This window comes from Kribbella sp. NPDC051952, assembly GCF_040680855.1.
GTDB lineage: Bacteria > Actinomycetota > Actinomycetes > Propionibacteriales > Kribbellaceae > Kribbella.
This window is the reverse complement of sequence record NZ_JBFAXQ010000009.1, coordinates 223664-238537: the sequence shown is the minus strand read 5'-3', so window position 1 is coordinate 238537 and position 14874 is coordinate 223664. Positions and strand designations below refer to the sequence as shown.

Below are 14874 nucleotides of genomic sequence, written 5' to 3'. Positions count from 1 at the left end.
GACCCCTCACACCAGACCAGTCGCCACTGTGGTTTACTCGGACGCACGGGCGATCCCCTGTTTTGTGAACACTTCCTCCCGAGTATTCCGAAAGGGCACTGATGGTCGCCCAGCCATTCTCACCTGACTTTTCCGACCCCTTTGCCGGTGACGCGGTCTTCGAACTGCACCGCGGCGGCAAGATCGAGGTCACCTCGTCGGTTCACGTCCGCGATGCGGACGATCTGTCCAAGGCCTACACCCCCGGCGTCGCCCGCGTCTGCACCGCGATCGCCGAGGACCCGTCGCTGGTACGCCGCTACACCTGGAAGTCCAACGTGGTCGCGGTCGTCACCGACGGCACCGCCGTACTCGGACTCGGTGACATCGGACCGGCCGCGTCCTTGCCGGTGATGGAGGGCAAGGCCCTGCTGTTCAAGGAGTTCGGCGGCGTCGACTCGGTGCCGATCGCGCTCGACTGCACCGACGTGGACGAGTTCGTCGAGACGGTCGCGCGGATGGCGCCGTCGTTCGGTGGCATCAACCTCGAGGACATCTCCGCGCCGCGCTGCTTCGAGATCGAGCGGCGGCTGAAGGAGCGGCTCGACATCCCGGTCTTCCACGACGACCAGCACGGTACGGCGGTCGTCGTACTCGCGGCTCTCCGCAACGCGCTCCGGGTCACGGGCAAGTCCATCTCGGACATCCGCGTGGTCATCTCTGGCGCGGGTGCGGCCGGCGTCGCGTGTGCCCGGATCCTTTTGCAGGCAGGGGTTGGCGACCTGGCGGTCGTTGACAGCAAGGGTGTGCTGCACGAGGACCGCGCGGACCTGAACCCGGTCAAGCTTTCGCTGGCGCGGGACACCAACACCGGTGGGTACTCCGGCCGGCTGGTCGATGCGCTGGAAGGTGCGGACCTGTTCCTCGGGGTGTCCGGTGGGACGGTGCCGGAGGAAGCGATCGCGCAGATGGCCGACGGCGCGATGATCTTCGCGCTGGCCAACCCGAACCCCGAGGTGCACCCGGACATCGCCCACCGGCACGCCGCCGTGGTCGCCACCGGCCGCTCGGACTTCCCGAACCAGATCAACAACGTACTGGCGTTCCCCGGCATCTTCCGCGGTGCCTTCGACTCCAACGCCTCCCGCATCACCGAAGGCATGAAGCTGGCCGCCGCCGACGCCCTCGCGGGTTTGATCGCGTCGGACGACCTGAGGCCGGACTACATCATCCCGTCTCCCTTCGACGAGCGGGTCGCCCCGGCCGTAGCCACCGCCGTGGCCAACGCCGCCCACACCGACGGCGTAGCCCGAGGGTGAATTCGGTAACTGACCCGCGGTAGACCAGCGCATAAGGTGGTTCGCATGCTTGCTGCTTATGCCGCCAAGTTCGACGCCGACGACCCCATCGCCGCTCTGGAGGTGGGGGAACGGCCGGATCCGACCGTGCCTGAGGGCTGGGTGACGATCGACGTCCGGGCCACGGCGCTCAACCATCACGACCTGTGGTCGCTGAAGGGCGTCGGGCTGGCCGAGGAGAGCCTGCCGATGATCCTCGGGTGTGATGCGGCCGGGGTGGACCCGGACGGCAACGAGGTCGTCGTCCATGCGGTGATCTCGGACCCGTCCTGGAAGGGTGACGAGACGCTCGACCCGAAGCGGTCGCTGCTGAGCGAGCGCTACCAGGGGACGCTGGCGGAGAAGGTCGCCGTACCGGCGCGGAACGTCGTACCGAAGCCGGCTGGGTTGAGTTTCGAGCAGGCCGCGTGCCTGCCGACCGCGTGGTTGACGGCGTACCGGATGCTGTTCACGCAGTCGGGGCTCAAGCCGGGCGACACGGTGCTCGTGCAGGGTGCGGGGGGTGGAGTGGCGACGGCGCTGATCACGCTGGCGCGGGCCGGCGGGATCCGGGTCTGGGCGACCAGCCGGGACGAGGGGAAGCGGGCCAGGGCGGTCGAGATCGGTGCGCACGAGGCGTTCGAGTCCGGTGCGCGGCTGCCGGAGCGGGTCGACGCGGTGATGGAGACGGTCGGCCAGGCGACCTGGTCGCACTCGCTGAAGTCGCTCAAGCAGGGCGGCACGCTGGTGATCTCCGGTGCGACCAGCGGCCAGGCGCCGAAGTCGGCCGAGCTGAACCGGATCTTCTTCCTGCAGTTGCGGGTCCAGGGCTCGACGATGGGCACGCGGACCGAGCTGGCCGAGCTGCTGCAGTTCATGGCGACCGCGGGCATCTCACCGCACATCGATTCGGTCCTGCCGCTCGCCGACGCCCGCAAGGGCTTCGCGAAGATGAACGACGGCGACGTCTTCGGCAAGATCGTCTTTACTGTCTGAATGCAACCTGAGATCAGGCCGGCTGGAGTCGAGGACGCCGAGGCCGGGGCGTGGTGTCACCTGCTCTGTTGGCAGGAGGCGTACGCCGACCTCGTCGACCCGGCCAAGTTGGCTGAGCGGACCGCTGACGTGGACCGCCGGATCGAGCGCTGGGCCGCGGCCGCTGCCGAGGGCCGGAAGCGCTGGATCGCGGTGAACCCGGATCCCGCGGCCCCGGTCCGGGACCGCGTGGTGGGGTTCATCGGGATCGGTCCGGGCCGCGACGACGACCGGCCGGCGCCGGTCGAGGTCGAGGCGATCTACACCCGCCGGGCCTGGTGGGGGACCGGCCTCGGCAGCCGGCTGATGGAGGTTGCTGTCGGCAAGCAGCCGGCCAGCCTGTGGGTGCTCGCGAACAACGAGCAGGCGAAGACGTTCTACCGCCGCAAAGGCTTCGTCGAGGACGGCACGACCGCCGCGGAGCCGTTCTTCGATGTGACGGAGATCCGGATGGTCCGGACCTGACGTTTCATGCCTGAAACATGGGCGTCGCACCGGGGCAACGAGACTGGCTCACTCTGTTCCTACCGCAGACGATTTCGATCCGCCCGATCGATGAGGAGCAGGAGTGCCCATGAGGCCGACCTTGACGGTGATCGCCGACCCCGCCGACAACTGGATGATGCAGGCGGCCTGCGTCGGTCAGGCGCCGTCGTACGACGAGAATGCCAGTCAGTGGGAGCAGCGTAAGGCGCAGGCCGTGTGCCTGACCTCCTGCCCGGTGATCGAGGAATGCCGCGAGTGGGCCCGCCGGACCAAGTTCACCGGGACCGCCGCCGGCGAGAAGTTCCTCTACGGCCGCCGCCGGGGCCGTCCGGGCCCGCAGGAGCGTCGCCGCACCCCGCTCGTCGAGGAGCAGCAGGCCAGTTAGACGTTGATGAGCTCGTCGGCGCGCTCCGCGTCGGCGAGCTTTTCCGTCCGCCGGAACGGTGAGGTGATCGTGGCGATGACGTACTTGCGGTTGTGCACCGCCGCGACGATCGCCAGCACCAGGTAGATCCCACTCAGCACGTACCGCCCGGTCTGACCGGGCACGGCGAACTGGACCGCGAACAGACCCAGCAGCGTCCAGGCCGCCCACCGCGGGAACCGCAGGCTCAGCAGTACGGCGATCCCGAGCAGCGTCTGCGTCGCGGTGAGTAGGAACTCCTCGATCTGCCGTCCGTCGAGGTGCAGCGCTGTCGGACCACCGCCGATGCCGTACGCGATCGGGAGGCTGCCGATCAGCAGGGTCCACTGGTTCACCTTGGCCGAGATCAGCAGGCCCAGTGCGGCCGCGCCCTTGCCCCGCCAGGCGAACAGCAGCGCGACGATGAACTCCGGTGCCTCCGAGGCCAGCGGCGCGAGCCACTGGACCAGCAGGAACTGGTCGATCCCGAGCGCCCGGCCACCCGCGACCAGCGAGTCGGCGAACGGTTCGGCCGACGCCAGGATCACGCCGGCTGCGACCAGGAACATCCCGATCACGGTGATCCGCCGCTGCACCGTCGGCAACCCGCCGATCCTCGCAGCCGGCCCGATCAGGTCCGGCTCGTCGTCGTGCTCCGACATCGCCGCGCGGTACAGGTAGTAGGCGAAGAAGGCGAGCAGCGCGATGCCCAGTGCCAGGTGGATCTCGCCGGTCACCGGGATCACGAAGGCGACCACGCCGGCGATCGCGAGAAAGCCGAGCTCGCGACGGTAGCCGGACTCCAGCACCAGCGCCTTGACGCTCTGGCCGCTGCGCCGGGAGGCGACGTACAGGCTGATCAGTACGACGCTGGACCAGCCGAGGCCGAGGAGCAGCCGGTTCGAGCCGGTCATGTTGGCGGCGGCGAACTGCACGTAGTCCGGGTTCGACCCGGCGGTGTGGGCGAAGTACAGGTCGACCGCGTACTCCGGGAGGACGGCGATGACGGCCAGCAAGGCGATCGCGAGACCGCCGGAGATGTCGACCTCCGCGGCTTCGGCCGCCCAGGCCAGCACGAACGACGCAGCGACCACGGCGGCACCGAAGACCAGCATCGACGGGAGCGCCGAAGGGTGTGTGCCGGTGAGCCGGAGGGCGACCGCGGGGATCGCCACCAGCAGCAGCAAGAGCACAGGGCGGAGGGCTCGGAACATGGTTCCAGCCTGCCACCGTTTTGATACTTTCGCAATTGCGAAAGTGTGAGACCGTCCCCACAACGGCCCGGCGGGCTGTCAGCGGACCGCTCCACCGGTCACAATGACGGCGAGATGACGACATCGTTCCCTGAACCCACGAAGGCCCAGCTGGACTCCGCCGCCGGCACCTTCGCGATGCTCTCCGCCCCCGTGCGGCTGCATCTGGTCTCGTTGGCGGCCCAGGGCGAGTACGACGTCGGCACGCTGGCCGAGCGGGTGGGAGTGAGTATCGCCACCGCCAGCCAGCACCTCGGCAAGCTCCGCCTGGCCGGCATCATCACCGCCCGTCGCGAAGGCCGCCGGCACATCTACACCGTCGACGACCCGCACGTCCTCAACCTGGTCGACCAGATCTTCGAGCACATCGCCCCCGACGGCTCCCTGGCCCCCGACCCACCCCTACGCAGAACCCCACCCCACACGGCCGGCTAGAGGACGTGACGCAGGTACCGCTCCGGTGCCTGCAGGTACGCCTTCCAGTTCTGGACGAGTTGGAGGTCTTCCCAGGTGGTTCTGCGGATGCCCCAGTCGCCTACTTCGAGGATGGTGGCGCCGGGGAGGGCGGCGATGACAGGGGAGTGGGTCGCGCAGAGGACCTGGGAGCCTGACTCGGCGAGGCGGTTCAGTACGCCGACCACGGCCAGGCTGCTGGCGAACGACAGGGCCGACTCGGGCTCGTCCAGGCAGTAGAAACCCTGTCGGGTGAAGCGGTCGTTGATGAGGTTGAGGAAGCTCTCGCCGTGGCTCATCTCGTGGAAGACCGGCTCGGGCCGCGCACCGGGGTTCTGCTCGAGGTACGTGTAGAACCCGTGCATCGTCTCGGCCCGGAGAAAGAAGCCTGCCCGCTTGGCGCCCACGCCCCGGGTCAGCAACAGGTCGTCGGCCAGGGAGGACTCGGTCGCGCGTGTGGTCAGGCGAGCGCCGGTGGAACCACCCTCGGGCGACAACCCGAAGGCAACCGCGATCGCCTCGACGAGCGTGGACTTCCCGGCACCGTTCTCACCCACGAGGAAGGTGACACCGGGCTCGAGGTCCAGCCCGTCGGTCAGCAACTGCCGGACAGCCGGGATGCTGTGCGGCCACCGGCCCCCAGGGCGAACACCTTCCACAGCGGACACCCGTCGTACCGGGTGGTCGGCGAAAGGCATTCGCTCAGGTTAGTCGTCCTCGTCGTCCAACCTGGCCAGCCAGGTGGCGAAGCGTTCGATGGGGGTTTCGAACTCGGGGTTCAGGTCGACGAACTCGCGGAGGCGTTCGGCGACGAAGGCCAGCGTGACATCCTCCTCGCCACGCCGGCTCTCGAGCTCCTCGATCCCTCGGTCGGTGAAGTACACGTCAGCTGAAGGCCTGCTTGAGCAGAGTCGCCTGCTCGGTGCCGTGGACGCCGTGCGAACCGACCGCAGGGGCGGCCATGGCCGGCCGGGAGACCCGGTAGAACGGCTTCCCACCGAGGTGCTCGGTCAGGTTCAGCGCCATGAACGGCCACGGGCCCTGGTTCGCGGGCTCGTCCTGGACCCAGCGGATCTCGGTCGCGTTCGGGTACTTCGCCAGCTCGGCCACGATCTCCTCGGCCGCCAGCGGGTACAGCTGCTCGACCCGCAGGATCGCCGTACTGATTTTGTCCGGCTCGACCTTCTTCCGCTCGGCCAGCAGGTCGTACACGATCCGGCCCGAGGCCAGGATGACCCGCTCGACCGTGGCCGGGTTCGCCTCGGCCTCGGTGTCGTTGATGACCGGCCGGAAGGTGCCGTGGGTCAGCTCCTCCGGTTGCGAGACGGCCTCCTTGCGCCGCAGCAGCTGCTTCGGCGTGAAGACGATCATCGGGGTGTGCTCCTCGCCGAGCGTGTGCCGGCGGAGCAGGTGGAAGTACGACGCCGGCGTCGACGGCTGCGCCACCGTCATCGCGTCCTCGGCGCAGAGCGCGAGGAACCGCTCGATCCGGGCCGAGGTGTGGTCCGGGCCCTGGCCCTCGTAGCCGTGCGGCAGCAGCAGCACGACACCGGACTTCTGGCCCCACTTCGCCTCACCGGACGAGATGTACTCGTCGATGACGGACTGGGCGCCGTTGACGAAGTCGCCGAACTGCGCCTCCCACAGGGTCAGCGCCTCCGGCCGCGCCACGGAGTACCCGTACTCGAAGCCGAGGGCGGCGTACTCGCTCAGCAGCGAGTCGTAGACGTAGAAGTTCGCCTGGTTCTCGTCGAGGTTCTGCAGCGGGACGTAGTCCTGGCCGTTCACGCGGTCGATGATCGCGGCGAACCGCTGGACGAAGGTGCCGCGGCGGCTGTCCTGACCGGCCAGCCGGACCGGGCGTCCGTCCAGCAGCAACGAGCCCAGGGCGGTGATCTCCGCGCTGGCCCAGTCGGTCGGGCCCTCGGTGATCGCGTGCGCCCGGCGCTGCAGCTGCGGCATCACCTTCGGGTGCACGGTGAAGCCCGCCGGCAGCGTGGTGTGCGCGTCGGCGATCTTCTTCAGCACCTCGGGCGTGATCGCGGTCGCGTCCGGGCCGTCCGGCTTGTCCGGGTAAACAGGTGCCGTCACGTACGGCGCCGGCGTGTCGACCTGGCTCTTCGCCTCGCGGACCTCGGCGAAGACGCGCTCCAGCCGGTGCTGGAAGTCCTGCATCGCCTGCTCGGCCTCTTCGATCGTGATGTCGCCACGACCGATCAGGGCCTCGGTGTAGAGCTTGCGGACCGACCGCTTCTGCTCGATCAGGTCGTACATCAGCGGCTGGGTGAAGCTCGGGTCGTCGCCCTCGTTGTGACCGCGGCGGCGGTAGCAGACCAGGTCGATGACGACGTCCTTGTTGAACGCCTGCCGGTACTCGAAGGCCAGGTCGGCGACCCGGATGCACGCCTCGGGGTCGTCGCCGTTCACGTGGAAGATCGGCGCCTGCACCATCCGGGCCACGTCGGTGGAGTACATCGACGAACGGGACGAGGCCGGTGAGGTGGTGAAGCCGACCTGGTTGTTCACGATGACGTGGATCGTGCCGCCGGTGCGGTACCCGCGCAGCTGGGACAGGTTCAGCGTCTCCGCCACCACGCCCTGGCCGGCGAAGGCCGCGTCACCGTGCACGAGCACCGGCAGCACCGGGAACGCGGCACCGCGGTCCAGGATGTCCTGCTTGGCCCGGACGATGCCCTCCAGCACCGGGTCGACGGTCTCCAGGTGGGACGGGTTCGCCGCCACCGAGACCTTGATCTTGTCGCCGAACTCGGAGACGAACTCGCCCTCGGCGCCCAGGTGGTACTTGACGTCACCGGAGCCCTGCACGGTCCGCGGGTCGATGTTGCCCTCGAACTCGCGGAAGATCTGGCCGTACGACTTGCCGACGATGTTCGCCAGCACGTTCAGCCGGCCGCGGTGCGCCATCCCGATCGCGACCTCTTCGAGGCCGGCACCGGCCGCCTCCTCGCAGAGCTCGTCGAGCAGCGGGATGGTCGTCTCCCCGCCCTCGAGCGAGAACCGGCGCTGGCCGACGTACTTGGTCTGCAGGAAGGTCTCGAACGCTTCGGCCTCGTTCAGCTTGGCCAGGATCCGCAGCTGCTCCTCGCGGGGCGGCTTGGTGTGCGGCCGCTCGACCCGCTCCTGGATCCACTTGCGCTGCTCGGGGTCCTGGATGTGCATGTACTCGATACCGGTGGTCCGGCAGTACGAGTCGCGCAGGATGCCGAGGATCTCGCGCAGCTTCATGAACTTGCGGTCGCTCTGCGCACCGAACGAGCCGGTGGCGAACTCGCGGTCCAGGTCCCACAGGGTCAGGCCGTGGGTGGCCACGTCCAGGTCCGGGTGGCTGCGCTGCTTGTACTCCAGCGGGTCGGTGTCGGCCATGATGTGGCCGCGGACCCGGTAGGCGTGGATCATCTCCAGGATCCGGGCCTGCTTGCTGATGTCCTCCTCGTGGCTGTGCGGGAGGTCGGCGGCCCAGCGGATCGGCTCGTACGGGATCCGCAGCGAGCGGAAGATCTCGTCGTAGAAGCCCTCCTGGCCGAGCAGCAACTGGTGCAGCCGGCGCAGGAACTCACCCGACTGGGCGCCCTGGATGATCCGGTGGTCGTACGTCGAGGTCAGCGTCATCACCTTGCTGACCGCGAGCTTGGCCATCGTCTCCTCGGCCGCGCCCTGGTACTCCGACGGGTACTCCATCGCGCCGACGCCGATGATGCAGCCCTGGCCGGTCATCAGCCGCGGCACCGAGTGCTGCGTGCCGATCGTGCCCGGGTTGGTCAGGCTGATCGTGGTGCCCTGGAAGTCGGGCAGCGCGAGCTTGTTGTCGCGGGCCCGGCGGACGATGTCCTCGTAGGCCATCCAGAAGTCGGCGAACGTCATCGACTCGGCGGCCTTGATCGACGGCACCAGCAGCTGCCGGGTGCCGTCGGGCTTCTGCATGTCGATGGCCAGGCCCAGGTTGATGTGGGCCGGCTGGACGTGCGTGGGCTTGCCGTCGGTCTCGTCGTACGACGCGTTCATCTCCGGCAGCGTCTTCAGCGCCTTCACCAGCGCCCAGCCGATCAGGTGGGTGAAGGAGATCTTGCCGCCGCGAGCGCGCTTGAGGTGATTGTTGATGACGATGCGGTTGTCGATCAGCAGCTTGACCGGGACCTGCCGGACGCTGGTCGCCGTGGGGACCTGGAGGCTGGTCTCCATGTTCTGCGCGGTCCGCGCGGGCGCGCCGCGCATGACCTGCCGCTCGGACTCCGTGCTCGCGGCTGCGGGCTTGGGTTGGGCGCTGGGCGGCTGGTTCACCGTGCCTCCGGTCGGGGCGCCGGCGGTCTTCGCCGGAGCTTGCGTCGCTGCTGGTTGGTTCTGCGCTACGGCGGCCTGCGCAGGGGCCGCCGGAGTCGGGTTCTTGGCCGCCGCGGCCGCGGCGGGTGCGCTGGAGGCGGGCGCGGACGGCGTGGTGCCGCGGCTCGGCGCCTCAGGCGTCTTGTTGTCGGACACGGCGTCGGGCCGGGGCACGCTGTCGCGCTGGGGAGCGTCGGCCGGGGTGGTCGTCACCGGCTTCGCGTCACCGTCAGGGTTGTACGTCTTGAAGAAGTCCAGCCACGCCGGATCCACCGAGTTCGGGTCCTGCTTGTACTTCTCGTACAGCTCGTCGACCAGCCATTCGTTCGCACCGAAGGCTGCTAGGGGATTGGTGTCTGATGGCTCGGTGGCCACTTGGCAGTTCGCCTCTTCCGATCGGGTCCGGTACCGCGGTTGTTAACACTGATGTTATGGGTGATGTCCCAAGCAAAGGCTAATAGCACGCCGACCACTTCCACAGCCCGGGATCACCGGACCAGTGTGGCGAGTGGTCAGGCCTTCGGGGCTTGATCGTTCGAGGCCTGAAACACTGTGCAGGCAGGTGTTTCAGCTCACCGGCCCGATCGATGCCGGTCGACTGTCCGGTGAGCGGTGGGGCAGACCCCGGGACCGCCTTGCAGTCGTGGGATTCCGGCGTACCTCTAGGTCGCTGCCGGAGGGTCGTTTGAGCGTGGGTGCCCACTGTATGCAGTTGTCCGCTCGCCGGTGGTGATGAGCAGCATCACGCAGAAATGTGGTCAACGTCACGCGCCGAATCAGTCCAGTTGTCCTCCACTGGTCTGACCGGTCCAGGCCTCTATGCTCGCGCCATGGCGATCCAGCGGATGGACAATGTCGGCATCGTGGTCGAGGACCTGAAGGCGACGGTCGCGTTCTTCGTCGAGCTCGGTCTGGAGCTCGAGGGGGAGATGACGGTCGACGAGCCGTGGGCGGGCCGGATCGTCGGTCTGCCCGGCCAGGTCGTCGACGTCGCGATGATGCGAACCCCCGACGGCCACAGCAAGCTCGAGCTGATGAGCTACCAGCAGCCGGCGATGATCACCCCGGAGCCGAAGAACGCACCGCCCAACACGCTCGGGATCCGGCGGCTCCTGTTCGCCGTCGACGACATCGCGGACACCCTGGCCCGTCTCCAGACCAAGGGCGCCGTACTGATCGGCGAGGTGACGGACATCGGCGACAGCTTCCGGATGTGCTACCTCCACGGCCCGGAGGGCATCATCGTGGCCCTGGCCGAGGAGCTTTAACGGTTGCTCAGCCGGCGCACGAGCTTGAGGCCGGACCAGGTCGAGTCGATCGCACACACCTTCACGTCGACCACGCCGAGCGGTAGCGCCAGCTCACGGATCCCGTTCTCGTCCAGGTCGGTCGGTACGCCGGACGACCGCTTCGGCCACGCGATCCAGATCATCCCGGCCGTGGTCGTCTTCTCGAGCAGCACCGGCAGCCGCTTGCTCAACCGGGCCCGATCCGGACAGAACGCCAGTACGACCTCGTACGGCGTACGCCCGGCCCGCCGGACCACCGTCGTACCCGCCGGCAGGCCCTCGATCGTGAAGTCGGCCGGTGCGTTGTCGAGTAGTACGACGTACTCCGGTTTGATCCCGAGCTTCGCGGCCAGTGGCTTGCCGGAATAGCCCGGCGTCGCGGTCATGATCGGATGCTAGCGCTGCTCCACGAGTTCGCGGAGGCTCGTGGTGGATCGGGCGGTGGTGATGGATTCGGACAGGGGCGTTGCCCAGACCTTCTCCAGGAGCCGGACGAACGCAGTGGCCTCGGTCCGGTCGGCGAAGTCGAGGTCGATGTAGACGACCGCGGGGTCGTCGGTCGGGCGGCTGATCCGGTAGGCCAGCACGTTGTGTTCGCGGCGGGCGCGGTCGTAGCGGTCGAACGCGTCCTTCCAAGCGGTGTAGTCGTCGATCTTGGTCTCGACATGCACGGTGATCATGCTTCGAGCGTGCGCCGGTCGCCGGATGTCGCCCATCCCCGATCCTGGGGATCTTCGTCGTACGCTCGACGGGTGCTGGATCGGGTGGAACGGCTGTGTTCCAGCGGCCTCGACGCCAAGGCGTTGCGGGAGCAGGTGCTGGCCGAGCTGCGTCGGGTGGTGCCGTTCGACGGGCACGTCTGGGTGCTGACGGATCCGGTCTCGCGGGTGGGGACCGCCCCGCTGGCCGACGTACCGGGGGTGTCGTGGGATCAGCTGCCGCGGTTGGTGCGGTCGCGGTACCTGAGCCGGGGGACGCGGTGGACGGACCTGATCGAGGCTGGGGTCTCGGTGCGGCGTGCGGCTGGTTTCGAGCAGTTCGGGGTGACCGACGTACTGACGGCGGTGTGTCGGGATCGCTTCGGTTGCTGGGCCTGGCTCGATCTGTGGCGGCTGACCCAGCCGTTCACCCGGGCCGAGCAGGACCTGGTCGCGTCGCTGGTGCCGGCATTGACCGCGGGTCTCCGGCAGGCGCAGGCCCGGACGTTCGTCGCCGGTCCGCGCGTCGCTCCGACTGGTCCGGCGATCGTGCTGCTGAGTCCGGAGCTTGACGTTCAGCTGCGTACGTCAGCAGCTCGGGAGGCACTGCATCGGCTCAACCCGCCGGACGACCCCGTGGTCATGCTCGCGATCCCGGCTGCGGCGTACAACGTGGCGGCGGCACTGATCGCCGAGGAGCAGGGCATGCCGGTCGGGCCGGCCTGGTCCCGGGTGCACCTGGCTGATGGGAGGTGGGTGACACTGCGGGCGGCGCGGGCGGGCGAGGAGATCGCGGTCAGCATCGAGGACTCGACGCCCGCGGAGCGTCTCGAGGTGTTCGGGTTGGCCCACGCACTGAGTCCACGGGAGCGCGAGGTGCTGGCGGAACTGGCGACCGGCGCCGACTCGCGGCGGTTGGCGGAGCGGCTGGTGCTGTCCGAGCACACGGTCAACGACCACGTGAAAGCCGTCCTCGCCAAGACCCACGCCGGGACTCGCGCTGCGCTGCTGGCCAGGGTGGCTGGGACTGGTTGATGTACGTAAGGACAGGTAGTAGTCGGGTTGGCGGACGAGGGCTGAGCGGGGCTGAGTCGGACCTGGGTCGGATCCGGGGCCGGTGGGCGGACTACTACCTGTCCTTAGGTACGGCAATACTGTCTGGATGGCGTTGACGGATGAGGCGATCGTCAAGATCAAGGGGATGATCACCTCGGGGGAACTGGGTCCAGGGGATCGACTGCCCAAGGAGGCGGATCTCGCGGCGCGCCTCGGCCTGTCGCGGAACTCGCTGCGGGAGGCGGTGAAGGCACTGACACTGGTGAACGTGCTGGACGTCAAGCACGGCGACGGTACGTACGTCACCAGTCTCGACTCGGCGCATCTGCTCGACGCGCTGAACTTCATGGTCGATCTGCATCGCGACGACTCCGTGCTGCAGTTCTTCGAGGTACGCCGCCTGCTCGAGCCGGGGGTGGCTGCGTTGGCCGCCGTCCGGATCAGCAGGGAGCAGCTGACCGAGCTGCGGCTGCTCTGCAGTGACCTGACCCCGGACGCGGAGGTCGAGGCACTGGTCGCGAACGATCTCAGGTTCCACCGCGCGATCGCCGAGGCGACCGGCAACCAGGTCGTCTGCTCGCTGCTCGACGGCATCTCCGGCGCGACCCAGCGGGCGCGGATCTGGCGCGGCGTCACCCAGGCCGGTGCGGTCGAGCGGACCCTGGCCGAGCACGCCGCGATCCTGGACGCGATCGAGATCGGCGACGCCGAGGCGGCCCGGGCCTGGATGACCGCCCACATCGCCGGCGTCGAGACCTGGCTCCGGAAGGCGCCATGATCGTTGCCTGACGCAAGGGATCGGAAAATAGTTGATGCCGTGAACCGCAGGCTCTACTCTGTTTGACGTCCCATTCCCGACGTCAGGGGTCCGCGTTGTAGCTCCGAGATCTTCTTTCTGCCGTTGATCGCCACCTGTCTTGGTGTGCGGTCTGGTTCGAGATCTCGTCTGGAGCACACGCATATGTCTATTTCCCTGTCCTGTACGGACCTCTACTTCGCCTGGCCCGACGGCGACGTCCTGTTCGACGGGCTCAGCTTCGTCGCCGGGCCGACGCGCTCCGGGCTGGTCGGCCGCAACGGCGCCGGCAAGTCGACGCTGCTCCGGCTCATCGCCGGCCGGCTCAACCCGCAACGCGGCACGATCCGGGTGAGCGGCGAGCTCGGGTACCTGCCGCAGGACCTGACCCTCGACACCGGTCTGCGGGTCGATCAGGCGCTCGGTATCGAGGCCGTCCGCCGGGCCATCACCGCGATCGAGTCCGGCGACGCGTCCGAGGAGAACTTCGCGATCGTCGGCGACGACTGGGATGTCGACGAACGGGCCGAGGCCCTGCTCGGCAAACTCGGTCTCGGCGCGATCGACCTCGACCGCAACGTCGGCGCGCTGTCCGGCGGCGAGACGATCCTGCTCGGCCTGGCCGCGGAGCTGTTGCGGCGTCCCGACGTCCTGCTGCTGGATGAGCCGACCAACAACCTCGACCTGCGGGCACGGCGGCATCTGTACGACGCCGTCGACCAGTTCCGTGGTGCGCTGGTGATCGTCAGCCACGACCGGGAGTTGCTGGACCGGGTGGACCAGATCGGCGACCTGCGCAAGGGCGACGTCACTTGGTACGGCGGCAACCTGACCGCGTACGAGGAAGCGGTCGCGGTCGAGCAGGAGGCGGCCGAGCGAATGCTGCGGGCGGCCGAGGCCGACGTCAAGAAGCAGAAGAAGGACCTGGTCGAGGCGCGGATGAAGATGGATCAGCGCCGGGCCCGGGGGCAGAAGGCCTTCGAGCAGGGCGGGATCCCGAAGATCGTCGCCGGCAACCTGAAACGGAACGCGCAGGTGTCCGCGGGCAAGCACCTCGGGATGCAGTCCGAGCGGCTCGACTCGGCGCGGGACGCGCTGGCCGATGCGGAGGAGCTGGTCCACGACGACGACGCGATCCGGGTCGACCTGCCGAAGACCGCCGTACCCGCGGGACGCGTCGTACTGCGGCTGGAGGACCAGGTGCTGCGGACCGGGGCGCACGTCGATTTCGAGATCCGGGGGCCGGAGCGGATCGCGTTGACCGGACCGAACGGTGCGGGCAAGACGACGCTGTTGCAGGCGATCACGGGTGGCGAGTTGCCGGAGGTGCCGTTCCGGTATCTGCCGCAGCGGTTGGACCTGCTGCGCGATGACCTGTCGATCGTCGACAACCTCGCGTTGCTGGCGCCGGGTACGGAGAACCAGGAGCGGCGGTCGCGGTTGGCCCGGTTCCTGTTCCGTGGGCGGGCGGCCGATCAGTTCGTCAGCACCTTGTCGGGTGGTGAACGGTTCCGGGCGACGCTGGCCGCGTTGTTGCTGGCGGAGCCGCCGCCGCAGTTGCTGATGCTGGACGAGCCGACCAACAACCTGGACCTGGCCAGCGTGGCGCAGCTTCGCGACGCGCTTGCCTCGTACAACGGTGCGCTGATCATCGCCAGCCACGATCTGCCGTTCCTCCGGGAGATCGGGATCACCCGCTGGGTCGAGCTGACGCCGGAGACGCTGACCGAGATCGATCCGCTGTAGTCCGG

Annotated in this window: 15 protein-coding genes; 9 read left to right on the top strand and 6 right to left on the bottom strand. The window is 68.5% G+C overall.

Annotated features, from left to right (window positions below; all coding sequences use genetic code 11):
* The first annotated feature begins 101 nt into the window (after nt 1-101).
* From AB0L70_RS19410 to AB0L70_RS19395, 4 genes are all read left to right on the top strand, one after another.
* Nucleotides 102-1298 (top strand): NADP-dependent malic enzyme, encoded by a 1197-nt coding sequence (locus AB0L70_RS19410; RefSeq protein WP_363685836.1) that lies wholly within the window; start codon nt 102-104, stop codon nt 1296-1298.
* A 45-nt stretch (nt 1299-1343) separates the two neighbouring features.
* A complete protein-coding gene (locus AB0L70_RS19405) occupies nt 1344-2312 on the top strand; it encodes a zinc-binding dehydrogenase (protein ID WP_363685834.1) in 969 nt (322 codons plus the stop codon).
* Nucleotides 2313-2816 carry a GNAT family N-acetyltransferase gene (locus AB0L70_RS19400; RefSeq protein WP_363685832.1) on the top strand — a complete coding sequence of 168 codons (504 nt, stop codon included), beginning with the start codon at nt 2313-2315 and terminating at the stop codon, nt 2814-2816.
* Nucleotides 2817-2925: 109 nt separating this feature from the next.
* Nucleotides 2926-3222 (top strand): WhiB family transcriptional regulator, encoded by a 297-nt coding sequence (locus AB0L70_RS19395; protein WP_363685830.1) that lies wholly within the window; start codon nt 2926-2928, stop codon nt 3220-3222.
* Here AB0L70_RS19395 and AB0L70_RS19390 read toward each other — a convergent pair.
* Nucleotides 3219-4454 carry a sodium:proton exchanger gene (locus AB0L70_RS19390; protein WP_363685828.1) on the bottom strand — a complete coding sequence of 412 codons (1236 nt, stop codon included), beginning with the start codon at nt 4452-4454 and terminating at the stop codon, nt 3219-3221. The two genes, AB0L70_RS19395 and AB0L70_RS19390, sit on opposite strands and share 4 nt — an antisense overlap.
* 114 nt (nt 4455-4568) lie before the next feature.
* Between AB0L70_RS19390 and AB0L70_RS19385 the strand changes: the two genes are divergently transcribed.
* A complete protein-coding gene (locus tag AB0L70_RS19385; protein ID WP_363685826.1) occupies nt 4569-4928 on the top strand; it encodes a metalloregulator ArsR/SmtB family transcription factor in 360 nt (119 codons plus the stop codon).
* Here AB0L70_RS19385 and AB0L70_RS19380 read toward each other — a convergent pair.
* The 3 genes from AB0L70_RS19380 to AB0L70_RS19370 are packed head-to-tail and all read right to left on the bottom strand — an operon-like array spanning nt 4925 to nt 9659.
* A complete protein-coding gene (locus AB0L70_RS19380) occupies nt 4925-5644 on the bottom strand; it encodes an AAA family ATPase (RefSeq protein WP_363685824.1) in 720 nt (239 codons plus the stop codon). The two genes, AB0L70_RS19385 and AB0L70_RS19380, sit on opposite strands and share 4 nt — an antisense overlap.
* 9 nt (nt 5645-5653) lie before the next feature.
* Entirely contained in the window at nt 5654-5830 is a 177-nt protein-coding gene (locus AB0L70_RS19375; RefSeq protein WP_363685822.1) for a DUF6104 family protein, read from the bottom strand.
* A gap of 1 nt (nt 5831) precedes the next feature.
* Nucleotides 5832-9659: a multifunctional oxoglutarate decarboxylase/oxoglutarate dehydrogenase thiamine pyrophosphate-binding subunit/dihydrolipoyllysine-residue succinyltransferase subunit gene (locus AB0L70_RS19370; protein WP_363685820.1), complete on the bottom strand. Its 3828-nt coding sequence runs from the start codon at nt 9657-9659 to the stop codon at nt 5832-5834.
* Between the two features lie 455 nt (nt 9660-10114).
* On the opposite strand from AB0L70_RS19370, the gene AB0L70_RS19365 reads away from it, so the two are divergent.
* Nucleotides 10115-10552 (top strand): VOC family protein, encoded by a 438-nt coding sequence (locus tag AB0L70_RS19365; RefSeq protein WP_363685818.1) that lies wholly within the window; start codon nt 10115-10117, stop codon nt 10550-10552.
* Here the strand turns inward: AB0L70_RS19365 and AB0L70_RS19360 are convergent.
* Nucleotides 10549-10959, bottom strand: coding sequence for a DUF3052 domain-containing protein (locus AB0L70_RS19360; protein WP_363685816.1), 411 nt, complete (start codon nt 10957-10959; stop codon nt 10549-10551). The two genes, AB0L70_RS19365 and AB0L70_RS19360, sit on opposite strands and share 4 nt — an antisense overlap.
* Before the next feature lie 9 nt (nt 10960-10968).
* A complete protein-coding gene (locus AB0L70_RS19355; protein WP_363685814.1) occupies nt 10969-11253 on the bottom strand; it encodes a hypothetical protein in 285 nt (94 codons plus the stop codon).
* A gap of 72 nt (nt 11254-11325) precedes the next feature.
* Here AB0L70_RS19355 and AB0L70_RS19350 point away from each other — a divergent pair, with 72 nt between their 5' ends.
* The 3 genes from AB0L70_RS19350 (at nt 11326) to AB0L70_RS19340 (ending at nt 14869) form a co-directional block, all read left to right on the top strand.
* The gene (locus AB0L70_RS19350; protein ID WP_363685812.1) at nt 11326-12306 is read left to right on the top strand and encodes a LuxR C-terminal-related transcriptional regulator; all 981 of its coding nucleotides are present in this window, start codon (nt 11326-11328) and stop codon (nt 12304-12306) included.
* Nucleotides 12307-12433: 127 nt separating this feature from the next.
* Entirely contained in the window at nt 12434-13105 is a 672-nt protein-coding gene (locus AB0L70_RS19345; protein ID WP_363685810.1) for a FadR/GntR family transcriptional regulator, read from the top strand.
* A gap of 183 nt (nt 13106-13288) precedes the next feature.
* Entirely contained in the window at nt 13289-14869 is a 1581-nt protein-coding gene (locus AB0L70_RS19340) for an ABC-F family ATP-binding cassette domain-containing protein (RefSeq protein WP_363685808.1), read from the top strand.
* Nucleotides 14870-14874: the final 5 nt, after the last annotated feature.